This is a genomic window from Larkinella sp., assembly GCF_965227735.1.
GTDB lineage: Bacteria > Bacteroidota > Bacteroidia > Cytophagales > Spirosomataceae > Larkinella.
On the sequence record NZ_OZ245776.1, the window covers coordinates 7,158,479 to 7,181,081 of the forward strand.

General features: G+C 51.7%; 16 protein-coding genes. 10 read left to right on the forward strand and 6 right to left on the reverse strand.

Going from position 1 to position 22,603, the window contains the following annotated elements:
- Position 1: 1 nt before the first annotated feature.
- The 6 genes from ACO064_RS28295 (at position 2) to ACO064_RS28320 (ending at position 7,333) form a co-directional block, all read left to right on the forward strand.
- Positions 2 to 1,558 carry an acyl-CoA carboxylase subunit beta gene (locus ACO064_RS28295; protein ID WP_421830547.1) on the forward strand — a complete coding sequence of 519 codons (1,557 nt, stop codon included), beginning with the start codon at positions 2 to 4 and terminating at the stop codon, positions 1,556 to 1,558.
- 18 nt (positions 1,559 to 1,576) lie between these two features.
- A complete protein-coding gene (locus tag ACO064_RS28300) occupies positions 1,577 to 2,653 on the forward strand; it encodes an AAA family ATPase (RefSeq protein ID WP_421830548.1) in 1,077 nt (358 codons plus the stop codon).
- Positions 2,650 to 3,246, forward strand: coding sequence for a DUF3226 domain-containing protein (locus ACO064_RS28305; protein WP_421830549.1), 597 nt, complete (start codon positions 2,650 to 2,652; stop codon positions 3,244 to 3,246). Before ACO064_RS28300 ends, ACO064_RS28305 begins: the two co-directional genes overlap by 4 nt.
- 212 nt (positions 3,247 to 3,458) lie before the next feature.
- Positions 3,459 to 4,064, forward strand: a complete 606-nt coding sequence (locus ACO064_RS28310; protein WP_421830550.1) for an RNA polymerase sigma-70 factor — start codon at positions 3,459 to 3,461, stop codon at positions 4,062 to 4,064.
- Positions 4,065 to 4,169: 105 nt separating this feature from the next.
- A complete protein-coding gene (locus ACO064_RS28315; RefSeq protein ID WP_421830551.1) occupies positions 4,170 to 5,282 on the forward strand; it encodes a FecR domain-containing protein in 1,113 nt (370 codons plus the stop codon).
- A 71-nt stretch (positions 5,283 to 5,353) separates the two neighbouring features.
- The gene (locus ACO064_RS28320; protein ID WP_421830552.1) at positions 5,354 to 7,333 is read left to right on the forward strand and encodes an STN and carboxypeptidase regulatory-like domain-containing protein; all 1,980 of its coding nucleotides are present in this window, start codon (positions 5,354 to 5,356) and stop codon (positions 7,331 to 7,333) included.
- A gap of 4 nt (positions 7,334 to 7,337) precedes the next feature.
- Here ACO064_RS28320 and ACO064_RS28325 read toward each other — a convergent pair whose 3' ends face one another.
- On the reverse strand, positions 7,338 to 8,066 hold the full coding sequence (locus ACO064_RS28325) for a LytR/AlgR family response regulator transcription factor (RefSeq protein WP_421830553.1): 729 nt from the start codon (positions 8,064 to 8,066) through the stop codon (positions 7,338 to 7,340).
- 35 nt (positions 8,067 to 8,101) lie between these two features.
- Positions 8,102 to 9,235 (reverse strand): sensor histidine kinase, encoded by a 1,134-nt coding sequence (locus ACO064_RS28330; RefSeq protein ID WP_421830554.1) that lies wholly within the window; start codon positions 9,233 to 9,235, stop codon positions 8,102 to 8,104.
- A gap of 306 nt (positions 9,236 to 9,541) precedes the next feature.
- On the opposite strand from ACO064_RS28330, the gene ACO064_RS28335 reads away from it, so the two are divergent.
- From ACO064_RS28335 to ACO064_RS28345, 3 genes are all read left to right on the forward strand, one after another.
- Positions 9,542 to 12,010 carry a TonB-dependent receptor domain-containing protein gene (locus tag ACO064_RS28335; RefSeq protein WP_421830555.1) on the forward strand — a complete coding sequence of 823 codons (2,469 nt, stop codon included), beginning with the start codon at positions 9,542 to 9,544 and terminating at the stop codon, positions 12,008 to 12,010.
- An 82-nt stretch (positions 12,011 to 12,092) separates the two neighbouring features.
- Complete coding sequence (locus ACO064_RS28340; protein ID WP_421830556.1) at positions 12,093 to 14,474, forward strand: TonB-dependent receptor; 2,382 nt, start codon at positions 12,093 to 12,095, stop codon at positions 14,472 to 14,474.
- 166 nt (positions 14,475 to 14,640) lie between these two features.
- Positions 14,641 to 15,726, forward strand: a complete 1,086-nt coding sequence (locus tag ACO064_RS28345) for a M42 family metallopeptidase (RefSeq protein WP_421830557.1) — start codon at positions 14,641 to 14,643, stop codon at positions 15,724 to 15,726.
- A 276-nt stretch (positions 15,727 to 16,002) separates the two neighbouring features.
- Here the strand turns inward: ACO064_RS28345 and ACO064_RS28350 are convergent, their stop codons facing one another.
- The 4 genes from ACO064_RS28350 to ACO064_RS28365 form a co-directional block, all read right to left on the reverse strand.
- Positions 16,003 to 16,914 carry a DUF4249 domain-containing protein gene (locus ACO064_RS28350; RefSeq protein ID WP_421830558.1) on the reverse strand — a complete coding sequence of 304 codons (912 nt, stop codon included), beginning with the start codon at positions 16,912 to 16,914 and terminating at the stop codon, positions 16,003 to 16,005.
- A gap of 4 nt (positions 16,915 to 16,918) precedes the next feature.
- Entirely contained in the window at positions 16,919 to 19,600 is a 2,682-nt protein-coding gene (locus tag ACO064_RS28355) for a TonB-dependent receptor (RefSeq protein ID WP_421830559.1), read from the reverse strand.
- 2 nt (positions 19,601 to 19,602) lie between these two features.
- Entirely contained in the window at positions 19,603 to 20,607 is a 1,005-nt protein-coding gene (locus ACO064_RS28360; RefSeq protein ID WP_421830560.1) for a FecR family protein, read from the reverse strand.
- 73 nt (positions 20,608 to 20,680) lie between these two features.
- Positions 20,681 to 21,286, reverse strand: a complete 606-nt coding sequence (locus tag ACO064_RS28365) for an RNA polymerase sigma factor (RefSeq protein WP_421830561.1) — start codon at positions 21,284 to 21,286, stop codon at positions 20,681 to 20,683.
- Positions 21,287 to 21,613: 327 nt separating this feature from the next.
- Here ACO064_RS28365 and ACO064_RS28370 point away from each other — a divergent pair, with 327 nt between their 5' ends.
- Positions 21,614 to 22,579 (forward strand): fasciclin domain-containing protein, encoded by a 966-nt coding sequence (locus ACO064_RS28370; protein WP_421830562.1) that lies wholly within the window; start codon positions 21,614 to 21,616, stop codon positions 22,577 to 22,579.
- Positions 22,580 to 22,603: the final 24 nt, after the last annotated feature.

Sequence of the window (22,603 nt, forward strand, 5' to 3'; positions counted from 1 at the left end):
CATGGACGCAGAAATTAAGTCAGCCAAAACCGAAATTCTTGATCACAAAAATGCCGAAGCCGAGCAGGGCGGGGGCCAGAAGCGCATCGATGCCCAGCATAAAAAGGGGAAACTGACCGCCCGCGAGCGCATTGCCCTGTTGGTCGACGAAGGTTCGTTCGAGGAAATCGGCAAGTTCGTCATGCACCGCACCCGCGATTTCGGGCTCGACAAGGAACACTACCTCGGCGACGGTGTGGTGACGGGTTACGGCACCATCCACGGGCGACTGACCTACGTTTTTGCGCAGGATTTTACGGTTTTCGGTGGAGCCCTGTCCGAAACCCACGCCGAGAAAATTTGCAAGATCATGGATCTGGCCATGAAAAACGGCGCTCCGGTGGTCGGATTGAACGATTCGGGGGGCGCCCGGATTCAGGAGGGCGTGTTGTCGCTGGCCGGTTATGCCGATATTTTTTACCGCAATACGCTGGCATCCGGCGTCGTTCCCCAGATTTCGGCCGTAATGGGGCCGTGCGCGGGCGGGGCAGTTTATTCACCGGCCATCACGGATTTTATTCTGATGGTCGAAAACACGTCCTACATGTTCGTGACCGGGCCGAACGTGGTGAAAACCGTGACCCACGAAACCGTGACGGCGGAGGAACTGGGCGGAGCGAGCACACACAGCACGAAATCCGGGGTCACGCATTTTGCCTGCGCCAACGAACTGGAGTGTATTCAGTACATCAAAAAACTGTTGAGTTACGTTCCGCAAAACTGTGAGGACGACCCGATTCGGTTGCCGTATGAACCGGCGGACGAAAACCGCCCGAAACTGAACGCGATCATTCCCGAAAACCCGAATCAGCCGTACGATATGCGCGAGGTGATCGAGGAAATCGTGGATGCCAGCAGCTTTTTTGAAGTGCATAAGGCGTTTGCCGAAAACATTGTCGTCGGTTTTGCCCGGCTGGCGGGGCGCAGCATTGGCGTCGTCGGGAATCAACCGGCGATTCTGGCGGGGGTTCTGGACATCGACGCCAGCACCAAAGCCGCCCGGTTTGTGCGGTTTTGCGATAGTTTTAACATTCCGCTGCTGGTGCTGGAAGACGTTCCCGGTTTTTTGCCCGGCACCGACCAGGAGTGGAATGCCATCATTACGAACGGCGCGAAACTGCTTTATGCCTTCTGCGAAGCGACGGTTCCGCGCGTGACGGTGATCACCCGCAAAGCCTACGGCGGGGCCTACGACGTGATGAATTCCAAGCACATCGGGGCCGACATGAACTACGCCTGGCCGACCGCCGAGATTGCCGTCATGGGCGCAAGCGGGGCCGCCGAGATTATTTTCAAACGCGAAATTGCCGAAGCCGCCGACCCGCAGGCAAAATTACAGGAGAAAGTCCTGGACTACACCACCAAGTTTGCCAACCCCTACCGGGCAGCACACCGGGGCTACATCGATGAGGTGATTTACCCCGGGCAAACCCGACAGAAACTGATCCGGGCGTTTCAGATGCTGGAAAACAAAGTGGCGACCTTGCCGAAGAAAAAACACGGGAATATTCCGTTGTAAACCGAATCGAATATCGAAATGGAAAAGCAGCATTTAACCTACTTCAAGATTGAGAATTTCAAGCGGTTCGATTCGTTTGAAATGTCCAATCTGGGGCAATTTAATTTGATTGTTGGGGATAATAATGTGGGGAAGACGTCGGTTTTGGAAGCGTTGACGTTTGATGAAAATGCTAAAAAAATGGTTTATAATTATATTTTATGTGCTATTTTTAGAGAGAATGGAGTTTTTGGGATTGATGATAAAGACGAAACCAGAGCTAAGAAAATTGAATTCTGGAAATTAATATTTAAAAATTCAGAAGATCCGATCAAGATTTATATTAATAATGAGCAATATCAATTTGAGGTAAAACTTAAGGAGAATTTAACTATTGATGAAAAAAAATATATTCAGGATAATTTAATACTTACTTCAGTTAATGGGCTGATAATTGTATTGAAAAGTAAAACGAATAAATATCAATTTGTAAGCATAAATAATTTTTTTATAGATGTTGGATCATACTGTGCTTTTATTCCTGCAAACATTGGTATTGAGACAGATATGGTAGGTTTTTTTTATAACTATTTTAATAATAACAAAGAAAATAGGAAAAAACTTGAAAGTATTATTCGCAACTATATTCCAAATTTGGAAGAGATAAGGGTGCATAGAATCTCTGAAGACAAAGAACTCATTGGTTTTACACTTACTGATAGAAATGATATTCGTTACATCACTCAGTATGGAGAAGGTACTGTCAGGATGGCAAGAATAATAATGGAGATAATTATTTCGCAAAACCAGCGGTTAATGATTGATGAAGTTAGTAACGGCATTCATTTTAGCGGGCTAAAGCAATATTGGAAAACTATAGTCAACTTATGTAAACAGTGCAACGTCCAACTGTTCGCTACAACCCATAGCCTAGAATGCCAGCAAGCTTTCATAGAAGCTTTGCAGGATAACGACATGCAGCAATTTCAGGCTGATGCCCGAAACATTCTAATGGCAGAGGATAAAAATGGTATTGTGCAATCGTACACATACACATTTGAAGAATTTGAGTTTTCTATTGCAAATAATATAAATACCAGAGGAGGTCGCCGATGATTGCTGTTCAGTTTTTTGTTGAAGGAATTAGTGACAGGAAGTTCTTACAGGATCTGATCAAAGCTTGGTATAAGGTAGAATTGACTGAAGCGGATATCAATTTGTTGAACGGAATCGATGTGCGATTGGAAAAATTACGGTTATCTAGAATGAATTTTGCGCAAAATCGGGACAGCGGTGTTCGGAGCATTGTTATAGTCGATGCGGATCAGGATGCCGATGCTAGGAAAGAAATTCTGGCTGGATGGGCTGCCGAGTTTATTTTTGATTTTTATCTTTGGCCCAATCATACCGATTCAGGCGATCTGGAATCCGTACTCGAGAAAATATACAATACGTCGAATCACGATTTCTTCGACTGCTGGCGTGGTTATGAAAATTGCTTGTTAGCTTCCGGAAAATACACAACGCCCAATCGCAAAGCCAAGATTTTTGCTTATTTAGAATCGTTGCATGGCTCATCAAAGAGCCAGAAAGAACTTTTGAAGGAAGAAAAGCGGGATTTCCTAAATGAAAAGCTTTGGAATTTGGACGCCAGCCAACCGGTTTTATACAATTTGAAAGTTTTCCTGGATCGTTATTTCATCGGATAGATACGCATCAAGCCCCAGCCGTTTCCCACCCAACGCCCGCCATGGAACCCCAACTTTTTCCATTCCCAAGCCCGCTTAGCGCACCTTTGAATAAAACGCGTTAAAATTTCCTGCCGTTTAGAAAAAAAATCTACCATTCATGGGGGGATTCTACCATTTGGGTGTCATACCGGTAGTTGCAGTAGATACGGGTTCAAAAAAGAGTAGTAGATTTGCCACGAAAAAACGGACGCAACTACGTGCAACGGACCGATCAGGAATTAATTCATGCGATACGACTGGGCGACGAACCCGCGTTTGAGGCCGTGTTCCGGCAACATTACGCTTCGTTGTGCCAGTATGCCCGCACATTCCTGCACGATTGGGATGATGCCGAAGAAGCGGTGCAGGCGGTTTTTCTGGCGGTTTGGGAAAAACGCGACACCCTGGAAATTACGGTTTCGCTGAAGTCGTATTTGTATCGTTCGGTGCACAACCGTTGCCTGAACCGCATCCGGCATCTGTCGGTGCAGTCGGAACACCGCGAGCAGGCGGTTTATGAGGTCGAGATGTACCAGTCGTCGGCGGAAGCGCCCATGCAGTCGCTGATTGCCGGCGAGTTGTCGGATCGTTTGCAGGTGGCCATTCAGCGGTTGCCGGAACAATGCCGGCTGATTTTTTCGATGAGCCGGTTTGAAGAGATGAAATACCAGGAAATTGCCGACCAACTCGGGCTTTCCATCAAAACCGTGGAAAACCAGATTGGGAAAGCCCTGCGCATTTTACGAACCGAACTGGCGGATTTTCTGCCCGTTTTGATGGTGCTTTTTTTAAATTAAGAAAGTAGAGGAGAGACAAGAGAATATAGACTAAAAAAACGGGTATCTCGCTGAAAATCATTTTATCTCTAATCTCATGTCTTGAATCTTTACTCTAAGAAATAAATGCCTGATCAACCCGAAAACCGAATCGACGACGACCTGCTGGGGAAATTCCTGGCCGGGGAGACCGATGCTGCCGAGACGGAACGGGTTCAGCGCTGGCTGGATCAGGATAACTCCGAACGTCAGGAATTCGACCGCTTCGAGCGCATTTGGGATACGGCCGGGAAACTGAGTCAGAAAGCCCAATCGCCCACGATTCCGGTCAATACCGATGCGGCCTGGCAGAAAATGCGGGGCAAAATGCGGTCTTCGTCCGAAACTGAGGATAAATTCAGCCCGACAAAACCGGCCGAAGCCCCGCCGGAAGCCGTCATAAAACCGCTGCCCATTACCCCGATACGGAGCAACCGGACCAGTAGCTGGTGGCAATCGCCGGTCTGGGCCGTAGCCGCAACGGTGGTTTTGTTGTCGGGATTGTTGTGGTTTTTCACGAAAGAAACCGAAACCGTTCCGGTGGCTCAGGTGGCTGCCGTAACCGCCGATCAGAAAATTGAGAAAATTCTGCCGGATGGCAGCCGGGTTTTGTTGAACCGGGATAGTAAACTGACGTATCCCGAGTCGTTTGCCGACGATAGCCGCGAGGTTCAACTGACCGGCGAAGCTTTCTTCGATGTCAAACCCGACCCGACCAAACCCTTCCGGATTCAGGTTCGCAACACCACCGTTCAGGTGTTGGGAACATCGTTCAGCATCCGGGCGTATACAGCGGACGTACGGGTGGCGGTGCGAACCGGAAAAGTGAAATTTTCAACCAAAACGAAAGAGGTTACCCTGGTCAAAGATGAGCAGGCGGTTTTTGATGCTAAGAAAGACACCCTCATCAAAGCACTCCGGTTCGACGCCAATACATTGTCCTTCAAAACCGGGCGGCTGGTGTTTGACAAAGAACCCCTGAGCAAAATCGTGGAGACGCTCAACGAGGTGTATCATGCTGATATTCATCTGGCAAACGAACGGTTGGGCCGTTGCGAATTTACGTCTACCCTGGCTTTCGAGAATGAAAAACTGGACAATGTTCTGTCAATTACGGCGGAAGCGATGGGTTTACTCATTAAGCGGGATGGTAACCGCATTACACTAGAGGGCAAAGCGGGCAACGAGTGCAGTAAATGAGTCAAAGAATGCTTGCCTGCATAGGGGTAACGACTTTTCAGGGTGTCTTCAACCCAAACGTATCATTGACGATGTACCCAATCCGTATCTTGCTCTTCCTGCTGATTTCCTGTGGTTTACTGCATAAAACCGTTGCCCAGTCGACTCCACCCCTGGAGCGCGTTGTTTCGGTCGATTTTACCAACGAGCGAATCGATAATGCCCTGAAAATCATCAGTAATAAAGGTCAATTTTCCTTTGCCTATAATGCCGCCCTCATCAATCCCAACAGTACGCTGAGTCTGAGGACTACCAACTCCGTCCGGGCCTTGCTGAACCAGATTTTTCGGGGAACCATCACCTACAAATCACGCGGGAATCACATCATTCTGCAAAAAGCCGAACCGCCCGCCGAGGCACCCAAAAGTTTTATTCTGGACGGGTATATTACTGACCGCCAAACCGGGCAGCGGGTCAGTCAGGTCAGTATTTACGAAAAAACCACGCTCGCGTCCACCGTTTCGAACCCGTACGGCTATTACCGCATCAAACTATCGACTGAAATTCCATCGGTGCGGCTGGAGGTTCGCCGGAAATATTATTTCTCCGAAACCGTTTCCATCAACGCCCGGCAAACGCATAAACTCGACATTGGGATGACGCCCCTGCCGTCGCAAACGACCCTGCAACCCATGACCGTCCGGACGTCGATCGACACCACGCGTCCGACGCCCATCCTGGTGCAGCCGGTTGCCGTAGCCATCCCGGTCGATTCGACGCCCGCGCCCCGCAACAGCACGCCCGGCCCCACCATCTGGGATCGAAGCAAGTCGGTGCTGGAAGAAACCAAAAGCGATTTTGCCGACTGGTTTAAATCGACCCGACAGGCCGTTCACGACGCCAACCTGGCAGGCGACACCATTCACCGCGACATCCAGTTTTCGCTGTTGCCGTTTGTGGGCACCAACCACACGCTGAGCGGGCGGGTCATCAACCACTATTCGCTGAACCTGATCGCCGGGTATTCGCTGGGGGTTACCGCCCTGGAAGTGGGTGGATTTATGAATATGGTCCGGGGCGATGTCGGTGGGGTTCAGGTCGCCGGGTTTGCCAATGTCGTGGGTGAAAACCTGGGTGGGGTTCAGGCGGCCGGTTTCTTCAACGGGGTTCGGGGCGAGGTGCTGGGCATTCAGGCCGCCGGTTTTGGCAACACCGTTGTTGGAAACGTGCAGGGCATTCAGGCGGCCGGTTTTTACAACATGACGATGGGCAAAATGTCCGAAAGCATTCAGGCGGCCGGTTTTGGCAACATCGTTGTCGACGACATGAGCGGTTTTCAACTGGCGGGCTTCACCAACATTGCCGCCCGCTCGATGACCGGTTTTCAGTTGTCGGGCTACGGAAACATAACCGGTGGAAACATGGCGGGTTTTCAGTTGGCGGGCTTCACCAACATCGCCGTGGGCGAACTGTCGGGCTGGCAGCTCAGCGGTTTTCTGAACTACGCAACGAAGGTGGTTCGGGGACACCAGATTGCATTGGTCAACATCGCCGGTTCGTCGGAAACGACACCTTTCGGTCTGTTCAGCTACGTTCACCGGAACGGCTACCGGCGGCTGGAAATTTCGACCGACGAGGTGATGACGACCAACCTGACTTTCAAAACCGGCGTTCAGCGGTTCTACAACATCTTCACCGGCGGTTCTAATCTGGGCGTAACCGGAAAACCGCTTTGGAGTCTGGGCTACGGACTCGGTACGGCGGTGGACCTGAAGCGGGGCTGGATGCTGAATTTTGACCTGACCGGAAACGTACTGAGTGCGGACGACCAGTTCAACTGGGGCGAGTGGAACACGCTGGTTCGCCTGAACATGGGAATCGAGAAAAAACTGACCCGGGGCATTGCCCTTGCCGTTGGACCTTCCGTCAATTTATACCTGAGTGACTACACCCGCGCCAAACCGGCCACGCGCTTCGATGTGCCACTCTTCAACAATTCCTCCAATGTGGTGAACACATTTTCGACGGGCTGGGTCGGTTTTCAGGCGGCATTGCGGTTTTGCAACCGATAAACTATTATTTGATCCAGAGCTTCGTTTTCACGACCTGTTGAATAATTTGCTCCCGGTAATGTCGGCTGATGGGAATGCGGTGTGATTGAATGATAATCTCATTTCCATCGATGGCTTCAATTTTATCGATAGAAACAAGGTAGGATTTATGCACCCGGATAAACGATTTCGAGTCTAAATTCTGCTCCAGATTTTTCAGGTAAAGGAGCGTTACATACTTTCCTTTCCGGGTATAAATGGTGACGTAATTCTGTAATCCCTGAATATAGAGAATATCACAAAACTGGATTTTTTCGTATTTATTCTCGCATTTAATAAAGAAATAATCCGCATTCAGGTCGGCTTTTTGCAGGTCGGTATGCGCCGGTTTTGTGATGAGCTGAAAGTATTCTTTGGCTTTGTTGGCCGCTTTAAAAAACCGGTCGAAAGTGATGGGTTTCAGTAAATAGTCCAGCACATTCAACTGAAAACTTTCCAGGGCGTAGCTCGGAAAGGCCGTCGTGATGATCACAATCGGCGGATTTTGTACGATTTTCAGGAAATCGATCCCGTTCATTTTCGGCATTTGAATGTCCAGAAAAAGCAGATCGATCCGGTGTTCATCCAGCAATTTGATCAGCTCAACGGGATTTTGGCAGGTCTGAACCAGATTCAGAAAATCGATCTCCCGCACATAATTGGCAATGCCTTCCCGGGCCAGTGGTTCATCATCAATAATCACACAATTCATCATGGGATGCGGTTTTTAATACATCGTTTTTTGTAGCATCAGCTCGCCGTTTCCAGCACGTGATGAATTTCCAGTTCAGACAAGGTGAGCTGAAGCTGCACATCGAATCGGTTATCCCGGTTTAGAATAGACAGAACGTGACGATCCGGGTAGATTAAATCCAGCCTTCTTTGTACGTTTTTAATGCCAATACCGCCGTAGTGCATCACATCGCTGGCGCTACTGGGTGAAGTGCTGTTCGAAACCGCGAAACAAAGGTTGCGCTGATCAAGCCGGAGATCGATCCGAATCCAGTTGGGTTGATCGGTTAGTTTCGAAACGTGCTTAAACGCATTTTCTACAAAATTCATCAGAATGAACGGCGCAATTTCCAAAGGTTCGTCGGGTTGAAAATCCGCCTGAAAAGTGACCTCGATGTTGTTGTTCTGACGGAGTTTTTCCAGTTCGATAAAGTTTTCCAGATACGTGATTTCTTTGGTCAGTGGTATTTTCTGGTCATTGCATTCGTACAGTTGATGCCGCAGTAATTCCGAAAATTTAGCCAACGAATCCGATGCCATATCCGGGTTTTTATGAATCAGAAAAAAGATGGAATTGATGGTGTTAAACAGGAAGTGCGGATTGAACTGGTATTTTAAAAACTTCAGTTCCGTCTCCAGTTTTTCTTTTTCGAGCAATTGTTGCCGTTGTCGGGTTTCCACCCAGTTCTTGGTGAGTTTTATACTCATCGCCAGGGTCATACTCGCTACGGTTGATGAAAACGCATTGTTCAGAAACTTGTAAAAACAGTCCGCTTCAGAGCCACCCCCGTACAACTCATTAAGTGTTTTTCCGGACAAATAAGCACTAAAATAATACCCCGGAATGATGCAGAATGAGGCAACGACTATGGTCAGCAACAGGAATGTCATATACGCCAAAAGGCGGTTTTTCTCCAGATACTTTGGAATGAGATAATAGAGATTGAAATAGGCTGCCAGTGCCTGGAAAATGAAGTAGAAAAGAAATTTTACGGAAAAAGGTGTAAAAAAAATATTGGCCGCAGCTTTATACGGATTGCCCACGGCAATGGCCCACCAGAGGTAATTGTAGAGAAACCAGAACGGAATGTGGTAGAGTCTGTATTTAAAAAACCAGTGCTGATTTGATCTGCCGAGTGCCAGTGCGTTCATTTCAAAAATGATTAACCCATACCCAAAATACCCAATTCCCGGCGGATTTATTCATTTTCGATATGAAACGCCTGAACTAATTGACAAAGGGGTTGCGTGGCTATATGAAAGGCATTCCGCTTCACTTTTTGAGCCTTCCCATTCATTTTACTCTGAATGCTGTCGTTCGTCAATCGGATGCTACGGGTTGTCAACCGGTTTTCAGCATGGTTTAAACAACGGCTTTCTTGTCGATCGATTGAAGCGGTGACCCGGTTTGTCCGGTGTTTCCGTGAAAATCGATCACCCTGAAAACAGCAACTACCGATGATGCGATTTTTTTTCTCCTGCCTGTTTACCAGTTGCCTGCTGGCGAACGGTTTTGGTCAACTGACCGGCACATTCACCACCTCAGCGGGGCAACCCATTCCGTTTGCCAGTATTCTCCTCTTAAATCCGGTCGATTCTACACTGGTCAAAGGTTCATTAACGGACGAACAGGGCGCGTTTCGAATGGACAACAACACGCCCGGAACCTACCTCCTGCGGTTTACGAGCGTGGGGTATCAGACCTGGCATTCGCCGGTTTTTGAACTGGCAGCATCACGATCAGGCAAAGATTTTGGAACCCTGATGATGCGGGAAGATACCCGGCAACTGGGCGAAGTGGTGGTTCGGGCGGAAAAACCGCTGTTTGAACAGCAGGTTGCGGGCACTATCGTCAACGTAGAAAGCAGCCTGATGAGCAAAGGGAGTTCGGTTTTGGGTGTTTTGGAGCGGTCGCCCGGTGTGGTGATCGATTACCAGAACAACAGCCTGATGCTGAACGGGAAAAGCGGGGTAATGGTGATGCTGAACGGAAAACTGATGCGACTCCCGCTGGCGCAGGTGGTCGTTTTGCTCAATGGCATGAGTGCCAATGAGATTTCAACGATCGAGTTATTGACCACGCCCCCGTCGCGGTATGATGCGGAAGGAAATGCCGGTTTGATCAACATTGTCACGAAGAAATCGAAACAACAGGGCACCAATGGTTCCGTCTCCGCAACGGGCGGATATGGCTGGGGCGAAAAAGGAAGCGGCAGTGTTACGCTTTCTCATAATACCGGAAAACTGGATCTGTACGGTTCGTATTTATTTTCCCACGACCGGACGTATACGGATCTGTTTATTCTGAGTTCGCAGGACATGCCGGTGTTTGGAGGACGACTCGATGTTGTGGCCTGGGATACGACAACGGCGGTGCAAAATAACCACAATGCCACCGTAGGAATCGATTATAAAATCAATACAAAAACCGGTGTCGGGGGGAGTATTAATTTCAACAGGAACACCTCATCTCCCGCCCGCTATGCCGGGGCTACCTATACCATTTTACCCGATTCCCTTTTGTTGTTTAAGGGCGAGGTGAAGGGCGTTAATCTGTGGAATACGCTTACGTCTTCGGTTTATCTGGAACGGGAATTACGACCGGGCGAAAAAGTTACGACCGATCTGGATTATTTATATTTTAAAAATGATAACCCCTCTGAGGTACAAAATTCATTTCAAAACCGAGACGGAACAGCGGTCGGTACGGATAATAGTCTCTTTTCTCCCCGTCAGAAAAGTTTCGCTCATACGTTATTTCACGTGGGCGTTTTTAAAACCGATTATACCAGACCGATTACCACAAAACTAAAAATTGAAACCGGTTTGAAAGCGACGTATTCCGGCGGTTCCAGCGTTTCGGGCATTGAGAGCCAGGTTGATGGGGAATGGATCGGTCGGTCTGAAACGACGACTACCATCCGAATGAAGGAGCGGATCGGGGCGGCTTATGCTTCCGTTAATACGCAGTTCAATACCACGATTCAGGTGGCGGCTGGGGTTCGGTACGAGTATTCGCAGACGCGGATGGACGACCCGAAAACCGGTGACAATACGATCGATCGGCGGTTGGGGGCGTGGTTTCCCACGGTGTTGGTTTCCAAAAAAGTCAATCCGAACGCGGAATGGCAGCTTTCGTATACCAAACGAATCAGCCGGCCTTCGTACAATGATCTGGCTTCCTACGTGTTGTATAGCGATCCCACGGCGGTTTACAGCGGGAATCCGGCTTTAAAACCGACCCTTACCAGCAATCTGAAACTCGGATATACGTTCCGGAGTTACTCGTTTTCCCTGCTTTTCAGCCGCGACAAGCACCCCATTGCCCGGTATCAGATCACCGAACGCGAAGCCCGGAATTTGCTGTATGTTTCTCCACAAAACCTGGCTTGGCAGAATAACCTGACATTTCAAACCAGTCTTCCCTGGAAGCTTAACAACTGGTGGATGATGAATTATAGTTTTATAGGCGGTTTGCGACAATTTCGTGTCGAGCACACGCGAATACCGATCGAGAAATCGTATTTTGGGTATTCCGTCAATTTCAGCCAGACGTTTAAATTACCGGGCCGGTTTTCGGCTGAACTATCCGGATGGTACAACTCAACCGCCTATAACGGATCGATAAAAGTAACCGGATTTGGTGCTTTAAATGCTGGTGTTAAAAAGGAGCTAAGAAACGACGCTGGAAGCTTTCAGTTTTCGATAACGGATATTTTAAGAACCCTTCAAATTAATCCTTATTACGGAACGCTGACACAGGAAGCTTTTTCAATTAAAAACCACGTTCAGGTCAATACCGAATCGACCCAATGGCCTATTATAAAGCTGACCTATTCCCGCTCGTTTGGCGATATACATTCGAATAAAAAGAGCCAGCGGAAGGCCGGATCGATGGACGAACGGGATCGGGTTCGGAAAGAATAGGCGCTTTAAAAAAAATGGAAGAAGATTCAGGCGAGATAAAAAATACAGCAACGGCATAGGGGTAATGGACAAGGTAGCTGTCATGACGGCATACCTACAACAACAAATCCTCATGCACGTTCGGACCTTTATTCTCGCCATTCTAACGGGTGTTTTCCTGCAAAATGCCTACGCCCAAACCTACACACAAACCATTCGGGGAACTGTGGTCGACCAAAGCCTGCAAACCGCCCTGCCCGGCGCAACGGTTCTTGTTCTAAACTCCAATCCGCTCAAAGGCATCACCACCGACGCTGATGGTTCGTTTCGACTGTCGCAAATACCGGTAGGGCGACACAGTTTGAAAATCACGAGTCTGGGCTACAAAGAACTGATTTTGTCGAACATCGTGGTCGATGCCGGGAAAGAACTGGTGCTCAACGTGGCGCTCGAAGAAGCCATTGTGACGGTGAATGAAGTGACGGTTCGGCCGCAAATCGAGAAAGACAAACCGCTGAACGAGATGGCCGCCGTGAGTGCCCGGACGTTCTCGGTGGAGGAAACCCAGAAGTTTGCGGCCGCCGTCAACGATCCGGCCCGGATGGCGACGGCCTACGCCGGGGTGGTCAGTGCCGACGATGGCAGCAACCTGATCGTGATTCGCGGCAACGCGCCGACGGGTCTGCTGTGGCGCATGGAAGGCGTCGAAATTCCGAACCCCAACCACTTTGCCAACCTGGGATCAGCCGGGGGCGGTATTTCCATCCTGAGCGCCCAGCTTTTGGCCAATTCGGACTTCATGACGGGCGCTTTCCCGGCCGAATACGGCAATGCACTCTCCGGCGTCTTCGATTTGCGACTGCGGAAAGGAAACAATTCCAAACGCGAACACACCATTCAGGCGGGTGTTCTGGGCATCGATGTGGCCAGCGAAGGCCCGTTTTCGAAGAGTTACAAAGGGTCGTATCTCTTCAATTACCGGTATTCGACCCTGGGCTTGCTGTCAAAAATAGGCGTCAATATTGGGGGAGCAGCCAATGTTTTTCAGGATTTGTCCTTCAATCTATCCTTTCCGGCGGGAAAAGCGGGCCACTTTACAGTTTTCGGCTTCGGCGGTTTGAGCAACAGTGACATGGATGCCGTGAAAGATTCGACGAAGTGGGAAAATGATTATGAACGCTACAACGACCATTTTTTTGCCAAAACCGGTGCCGTTGGTGCTACGCATTCGATCAGCCTCAGCAAAAAAGCCTTTCTGAAAACCGTTGCGCTATTCTCGGGCTACCAAACCGGTTACGAAAATGAATCGCTGGAAACCGGGTATGTGCCGCTGCTGCAAATGCGCGAAGCCTACCGCATTCGGAAACAAATCGCGTCTTCCACCCTGACCTATAAATTCAACGCCCAACACACGTTGCGCGCCGGGGTAACGGGCTCGGTTCTGGGTTTCAATCTGGAGCGGAAGGAGCGGTTGGAAGGGCAAAATGCGCTCACCACGCAAATTCAGACGAACGATCAGACGGCCACGGTGCAGGCCTACGGACAATGGAATTACCGCATGACCGAAAAACTGACGTTCAACGCCGGGCTACATTACCTCCGGCTGATGCTGAACAATACCGATGCGCTCGAACCCCGCGGATCGGTGCGCTGGGCAATGGTGCCGGGTCATTCACTGAGCCTGGGCTATGGGTTACACAGTCAGATTCAGAATCTGGCAACTTATTTTGCAGCCCAACCGGCGGAAAATGGTGCGCCGACCAACCGCAATCTGGGCTTTACGCGCTCGCACCACCTGGTGCTGGCCTACGACTGGCTGCTCAACGATCACCTACGCGTGAAAGCCGAATCATATTACCAGTCGCTGTTCAACATTCCAATCAGTGCCGACGCGAAGGATGCTTTTGCGATGGTGAACAGCATCGACGGCCTGACCACCGACCGGCTTGTGAACAAAGGAATTGGTAAAAATTACGGCCTGGAATTGACGCTGGAGCAGTTTTTACACAACAACGTCTATTTTCTGCTGTCGTCTTCACTCTACGATTCCCGCTATCGGGGGTCGGATGGCATCTGGCGCGACACCCGGTTTAACGGCAAATACGCCTTTAGTTTTCAGGGCGGGAAGGAGTGGGTGCTGGGCGAATCGGGCCGGAATGTGCTGGGGCTGAATCTCAAACTGACCTATTACGGCGGTTACCGGACCACACCCATCGACATCGTCGAGTCCATTCGTAAACAGGAGACGGTGTATGTTGACAGTCAGTCGTATACCCGGAAATTGCCCAATTATTTCCGGACCGATGTGCGGCTGAGCTGGAAGCGAAACCGCCCGCATTCGACCCGCACGCTGTCGCTGGACCTTCAGAATGCGACCAACCGGCAGAATATTTTCGGGCAGTATTTCGAACCCCGCACCGGGTTGATCAAAACCAGTTATATGACGCCCCTGATTCCTGTTTTGAGTTACCGCGTGGCATTTTAAAAAATACCGCTTCAAAAAACGGTCGGCAAGGTGGGAATTGTCGACCGTTTTTGTTTGGTTTGGGATCACACTGCCCCGTTCCCCTAAAGGGGACTTGGACATCACTTAACCGGATGCTAAAAGTCCCCTTCAGGGGAACGGGGCAATTGATCAACTAAATAAGCAAATGACCGAATCCAGTAAAAATTTCCTTTATACGTACCTCAACAATGCCTCCCCCACGGGCTTCGAATCGTCGGGACAGCAAATCTGGCTGGATTACCTCAAACCGTATATTGATGAGTACATTGTCGATACATACGGAACCGTCGTCGGGGTGATCAATGGCGTAACACCCGCCGATCAGACGCCTTACAAAGTCGTGATCGAAGCGCATTCCGACGAAATTTCGTGGTTTGTCAACTTTATTTCCGACGACGGCTACATTTACGTCCGGCGCAACGGCGGTTCCGACGCCCTGATTGCGCCGTCGATGCGGGTGAATCTGCACACGGCCAACGGTCAGGTGCCGGGCGTATTCGGCTGGCCGGCCATTCATGTGCGTGATCTGGCGAAAGACGTTGCCCCGAAAGTGACGGATCTGTTCATCGACGTGGGTGCCCTGACAAAAGACGAAGTGCTCGAAATGGGCATTCACGTCGGGACGGTTTGCACCTTCGCTGAAGGACTATTCGAGCTGAACAACCGGTATTACGTCGGTCGGGCACTCGACAACCGGATGGGCGGTTTCATGATTGCCGAAGTGGCCCGGCAATTAAAGGAAAACGGTGTACAACTGCCTTTTACCCTGTACATTGTGAACGCCGTACAGGAGGAGATTGGCCTTCGCGGTGCCGAAATGATTGCCCGGCGGCTCAAGCCCGATCTGGCCATTATCACGGATGTGACGCACGATACGCAGTCGCCCAAGTACGACAAAAAGGAGCAGGGCGACCTGAAAGCCGGTGGCGGCCCGGTGATTTGCTACGGCCCGGCGGTGCAGAACAAAGTGCGGGACTTCATCATTCAAGTGGCGCAGGATAAAGAGATTGCCTTTCAGCGTCAGGCGGTTAGCCGTTCCACCGGAACCGATACCGACTCGTTTGCCTATGCCGCGGAAGGCAGTGCTTCGGCCCTGATTTCGTTGCCGCTCAAATACATGCACACGACGGTTGAAACCGTACACATGGACGACGTTCAGGCGGTGATCAAACTGATTTATGAAACCCTGCTGGCGGTAAAAGGAAACGAAGACTTCCGGTATTTGAAATAACGCGAACGATGGGATTATTGGCCGCGTAGCGGACTGATGTTTCCGGGTCGCCGGTGCGATAGCAAAACGAATCACCCGATTCCTCCCTCGTGCCCTTGGGTACGAGGGAGGAATCGGGTGATTCGTTTTGCTATCGCACCGGCGACCCGGAAACATGTCGTACCTCTGGTACTTAATAAGCTTGTGGTTAATGAATAAATCTCATAGCTCGCGTTAAGATAAGTCCAAAAACACTAAAGTCGGTCGGTTGGAATTACCTAACCGGCCGACTTTGTTTTAGTTGATGATACTGGCGGGGTCATTCAGGGTGACATACGCACCATTGTAAGCGGCAAACACGCCATAGCCACCGGCAATGTTGGAAAACAACACCGTTGGTTCCACAAAATACTGCCCCTGGTTGGTAAACTGCTCCCGCAGTGTGGTGTGGTAACGGTAATAATTTTCGTCGGTTGTCAGCAGTCCCACCCGAATTCGGTTGGTCCGGGTGATGGTGTTGGGGGCAGTGAGCAGCGAATGCGAACCCGTCATCAGTCGCTCGACGCCAGCGCGGCCGGTTTCGCGGTCCACAAAAAACGTGGGCCGACCCAGCCGGTTTTCCAGAACACGACCAGTGCCTTCTTCGCAAATGGCCTGATCGATTTCTGCCCAGCCCCGGTAATAATTCGTACGGTTTCCGGCGATCTCTTTATCCGGTGAATTCCAGAAAATCGTCGTCGTGTAGTTGGTCAGGGCGGCATTGGCGCTGTTTCGGGTGACCACCGAGTCGAGGGCGATGCGGTCGATGGGCACAGCGTGGGGGACGGTAGCTTCGGCTGTCACCCGGCGGTTTCCGGTCATGCTCACCGTCAGCCGATACGTCACGCCCGGCCGGATGGAAAACCGGCCCTGGGGCAAGGCACGGTAATAATTCAGCTTGTCGTCGTAGATCAACTGAATGGTTCGGGTGCTGTCGCTCAGGAACACCACCGCATCTTTCACCACCAGCGAGGGCGCAAAGGAAGACACGATCTGGGGCTCCGACATGGCAATTTTGGCTGCTAAAACCGTGTCCTGCGGGGAAATAAAACAGATCACGTTGGGTTTAGTCACCCGGTCGATGGGCAGCGCGTCTACGGACAGTTCATCGACCGAGCGAATGCAGCTACCCGTTAGAACGATCAGAAACAGGGCGAGGAGTGGGCGCATCGGTTTAGAATGAAATCAGGTAGTTGAGCGATGGAACAAACGTAAACAAAGCCACCCGACGGAGTGAAAGCTGCCCGGCGGGGTTGATCATCAGATTATACGAAAACGGATTCCGGCGTCCGTAGGCATTGACGGCCCCCACTTCCACCCGGTGTTTGAACCGCCGACGCCCTAAATCGGCTTGAAGATTCAGGTCCAGCCGGTGGTTGGCTTCGGCCCGGAAGTTGCTGAACGACGTCCGGACCTGAACCAGCGGTGATTCGGTGCCAAAGAGTTGTTCCGTTGGGGTGATGACCAGATCCGCCTTGCCGAGTCCCAGATGACCAAAACTGGGAACGCCCGAAACCGGCACCGAAAACGGGTTGCCGGAACTGAACGTCCAGGCCGCCGACAGCCGGAGCCGGGGGCTGAACGCATACAAACCCGTGACCGAAACGCTGTGACGGCGGTCGTGCAAGGGATAAAAGGCGTTGCCGTTGTTGAGTTCGGGAAACTGCCAGCGCGTCACGGACCAGGTGTAATTGAGCGATCCGGTCAGGCGTCCCGAGCGAGATTGCAGCGTCGTTTCAAGGCCGGATGCCTGCCCATTACCAGCGGTGATGTTGCGCTCCCAACTGATTTCGCTGGCGCGAACGGCACTGGTGATGCCGATGAAATCCGCGCCCTCCTGGTAACTGATGACATGGCGCATCCACTTGCGGTAGCCTTCTACGGTCAATTGCCAGCGTGGGTTGAAATCGTGGATGAACCCAAGCACGACCTGCCGCGACCGCTGCGGTTTGATAAGGTCGGTGGCCGGTACCCATAAATCCGTCGGCAACCCCAGGCCCGTGTTGGAGAGAAGATGAATGAACTGGTTCATGTCAGAAAATGATGCCCGAACCGCCTGCTTTTCCCGGATCTGAACGGCCGCCGAAACGCGGGGTTCGGCGCGCAGGAAGGCTTTTTGCCGGATGCGGTATTGGGTGATATGCCCCCCGGCGCTGAGTTTGATGCGTTTGCCGAGGGTCCAGTGGTCTTCGGCGTAGGCGGCTGTTTCGACCGACTCGGTTTTTTCCAGACCCGACTGATTGCCGAGGGCCGAGAGCGTGACAACCTGAACGCCATTGAGCCGATACGACCGAACGGTATTGATCAGCCCGAATTGAAGATGGTGGTTGGCGGAGGGAAAGTAGTCAAAGTCGGTTTTCAGGGTCAGGTCTGTGATGCCATCGAAATACCGCCACAAATCCGTCACTTGTCCGGACGTTTCGCCTTCGGTGCTGATGTTTTTCCGGTGCGTTTCAAAGTTGTACCGGCTGAAAACCAGCGCGGTATTGCTGAATAATTTTTCGGAAAACAGGTGATTCCAGCGCAAGTTCCCGGTCTGGTTCTGCCACGTCAGCACGTTCACCCAGCGTTGCGACCGGTTCAGGCTGTCGCCACCACCGAAATAGTTGCGCCCGAAATACCCGCTGAGGTACAGCTTGTTGCGCCGGTTCAGATCGAAATTCATCTTCGCGTTGATGTCGTAGAAATTGGCCCGCCAGGCGGTTCCGGTATAATCGTCGATGACCGACGCGACGAAGTCGCCGAGAACCGGGCTGAGGTTGGAGCGCCGGGCCGCGAGCAGAAACGACGCTTTCTCGCGGATCAGCGGACCTTCGAGCAAAAGCCGGGAAGCCACGATGCCCGTTCCGACGGCGCCATGCCATTGCTGTTTGTTGCCTTCGCGCATGGTCATGTCGACCACCGACGACAGGCGACCCCCATAGCGGGACGAAAAACCGCCTTTTTGCAGCGTAACGGTTTGCAGCGCATCGGCGTTGAAGGCCGAAAAAAAGCCGAACAGGTGATTGGCGTTGTAAACCGGGGCCTCGTCCAGCAAAAGCAGATTCTGATCGGCACCACCCCCGCGAACGTGCAGGCCGACCTGACCACTCAATCCCGGCTGAATACCCGCCACGAATTGCAGCGTTTTCAGGACATCTTTTTCACCCAGCAAGGCCGGGGTGTTCCGAATCTGGAGGGCCGGGAGCGTCAACTGGCCGGTCTGCGACGAACTGAACGCCCGCGCCCCGGCGGTATTGGTCAGCACCACTTCGTCCAGCAAGGTGTTGGAAGTCAGTTCAATATCAAGGGAGGTCGAGCCGGGTAAAGGCAATCTCCGGTAAAAACGCCGGTAGCCTACCATCGAAACCACCAGTTCCACGGTGTCGCGTTCGGCGATGGTCAAGGAATAATACCCGTATGGATTGGTGGTGGCGACGGTTTTGTCGACGTAAACTGTGGCGCCGTTCACCTGCTCCCGGCTACCTTTTTCCCGCACAAATCCACTGATTGTAAACCGTCGGGCAGGCGTCTGGCCAGTGGGCTGGGGGCGGGGCAACGGGCGCGCTGCGGGTTCGATCAGGTAGCAGTCGTCGACGCGCCGGAAGGTCAGGCCGGTTCCCGACAGGGCGCTTTCCAGCAGGGTTCGGGTGTCGGCTTTCCACGGGATCGGAGCCGTTACCCGGATGGTTTTCAGCAGCTTTTCGTCGTACAAAAAATACGTTCCGCGTTTCTGGTTCAGAGTTTTCAGGAAATCTTCCAGGGTCTGTTCCGACTGCGCACGGGTCTTCGTTCCGGTCAGCAGTGACCCGATCAGCAAACCGCATAGCCCAACCTGGAACGGTTTGTTGGCAAACCTGAAAATCTGTCGCAGCACCTTCACCGGTTCAGCAAATAGGCGTCTCCCTGTCTGGTTATTTTCAATTGATGATAAACCGCTAGTGTCTTCACTACTGTTTCAGGGTCTTTCAGCGGTAAAATACCCGAAAACCGCCGAGTACCGGACTCCGCCGGATCGAATCGAACGTCGATCCCAAACTGCTCTTCCACCTGCCGAACGGCTTCCGGAAGAGTGACCTCATCAAAAACCAGTTGATTCCGAAGCCAGCCTGAATAGCGTTCCGCCGACACGTTCCGCCGGATCAGTTGGCCGGTCGCGGAGTCAAGCTCGGCCAGTTGCCCCGGCACCAGCGTCAGGGCCGGGCTGCGGTCCGAACCGCTGACCTGCACTTTACCCCGGTTCAACACCACGCGGTGAAGGTCGCTGCGGCTGGTCATGCTAAATTCCGTACCCAAGACTTCCACCGTGAACGCGCTTTTGCTGTGAACCCGAAACGGTACATCGGCTTCCAAATGGCGGACCGAGAAATAGCCTTCGCCGGTGAGGGTGACGTCGCGGTTTTCGCCGGATGCCCAATGCCGCCGGTGGCTGAGTTCAGAATGGCTGTTGAGCGTAACGGTGGAACCATCGGGCAGGGTGATCGTTTTCTGCTGGGCGTAGTCGGTGCGGTACGAAACCGTCTGGTTCTGCCAGAGCCAGTAGCCACCCAATCCCAGCATGACCAGCACCGAAGCCGCAGCGACCCACCAGCCGGTTTGGAAACGGGTTCGTATGGGTTGAAAATCGACGATGGTGGGGGCGGTGTTCGATTGACGGTCGGCCAGGAGGGTTTTCAATTCCTGCAAGGACGCTTCCAGACCCGGTTTGTGGCCACTGAGCAGGCTGTGCAGCCGTTCGGCTTCCCGAAACGCTGGCAGATTATCCGGTTTGCGACGCTGCCATTCCGTCCAGTAGGCTGTTGCCGCCGGGTCGGTTCCCTGGCGATAGGCCACAAAACTATCATCGAGCAAAAAGTCGTCGGCCGTGTAAAGGTCGTGGTTCATTGCGTTCATCGACATCCCGAAAGAGGACCGGGGGTGTTAAGTTCAGATAATAGTACGCCGAAGTAACGAAATCTCACAAACCCAGCAATGAAAAAATGAGCAGCCAGATTGGTACCAGACTCCTTTTTTCTTTCCGATTCAACGTCTGTCGCAGCAGTTTCAGGGCTGAGGACAGCGTATTATAAACCGTATTGATGTGCATGCCGGTGGCTTCGGCAATTTCCTCATTCCCTTGATTTCGGAAAAACCGCAGTTCGATGAGTTGCCGCTGCCGGGGTGTCAACTGGCTGAGGGCCTGCTGGAGCGTATGTTGAAGATGTTGTTGTTCCTGCGCCTGCACGATCACCTCCTCGTAAGGCGGTTCGTAGCCGGGTTCGCGTCCGGTCAGTTCCGTAAAACGATCATCCCGATTAAAATCTTTCAGAAGCTTCCGGCGCAGGGCCGTGATGAGGTACGACCGGATGTTGCCGACCGTCGGCAGTTTCTCTCCGCGTTCCCACAATTCCAGGAACACCTGGTTGATGGCGTCTTTGGCCTCGGTGGCCGAAAAACCAAAGTAGATGCCAAAATTGAGTAAGTCGTTGTAAGTCAACCGGTATAGATCGCTCAGGCTGGCATCATCGCGCTTGCGAAGACCCTCCCAAAGCGATGGTGGAATTTCCGGTACAGGACTGGGCATACGGCAGAACGGGTTTGCTGGGGATTGACTATTGGCTGTAACGAATTGATCAGTCAAAATGTTAGCCGCGATTTGTTCATAAAACTTTCGTTTTTTATTCCTGAAGCCCCTAAATCCCCTAAAGGGGACTTGGACGTACCTTGATCCGGATGCCAAAAGTCCCCTTTAGGGGATTTAGGGGCTCCAAGGATAAAAGCGATTTTTTTTGAAAAAAATCAAAAAGTTTTGTGAGAAACTTACCGGGCTCCGCACTATAGTTCGAAAGCAATCCAAACCCCTCCAAAGGTCGATTGCGGAGTATTTCAACACACAACCTTAAATCTGTTTATGAAACGTAATCCATCCATTTTTCGAAAATTCAACCGTATCAAGTTTGTGGTAGCTGTGCTTTTGGGATCGACATTGCTTTCCCTGACGTCTTGTGATGACAAGGACGATGAAGAAACCCCGGCTCCCCAGACCATTACCGATGTTGTTGTCAATACCGCCGAATTCTCCCTTCTGGAAGCTGCCGTGGTGCGTGCCGGACTGGCCGAAGCACTCAGAACGGGATCGCTGACGGTTTTTGCGCCAACGGATGCGGCTTTTCAGGCGGCTGGATTTGCCGATGTGGCCGCGATCAATGCTGCACCGGTGGCGACCCTCCAGGCAGTTTTGCAATACCATGTCATCGGTCAGCGGACGGCTGCGGCTGATATTCCGACGGCAGCCAACACGGCAGTGCAGACGCTGGGCAACAGCAATGTATACATCACTAAAACCGCTTCGGGGGTTTCCGTCAATGGCGCACGGGTGACGCAGGCCGACGTTCCCGCATCGAACGGCGTCATTCACGTCATCAACAAAGTGCTGATGCCGCCTACCCAGAACATCGTGCAACTGGCACAGGGTAACCCGAACCTGAGTTTGCTGGTGGCTGCGGTCACCCGCGGAGGTGCGCCGGTTTTGAATGCCTTGACGGCTGCGGGGCCGCTGACGGTACTGGCTCCGACTAATGCCGCTTTCCAGGCGGCCGGTTTTGCAGATGCGGCTGCGATCAATGCCGCGCCGGTTGCCACGCTGACCAATATATTGACCTATCACGTTATTGCCGCCCGGGCTTTTTCTACTAACCTAACCGATGGAGCTGCCGTTACCACGGCTCAGGGAACCACCGTTCGAAGCAACGTAACCTCTTCCGGAGTGAGTTTTCTGGGAACGGGTAACGCCAACCAGGCTTCGAACGTGGTTTCTGCTGACAATGTGGCTACCAACGGTGTCGTCCATGTGATCGACCGGGTGTTGCTGCCTTAAGTTTAGTTGATTCTGTGGGGATAA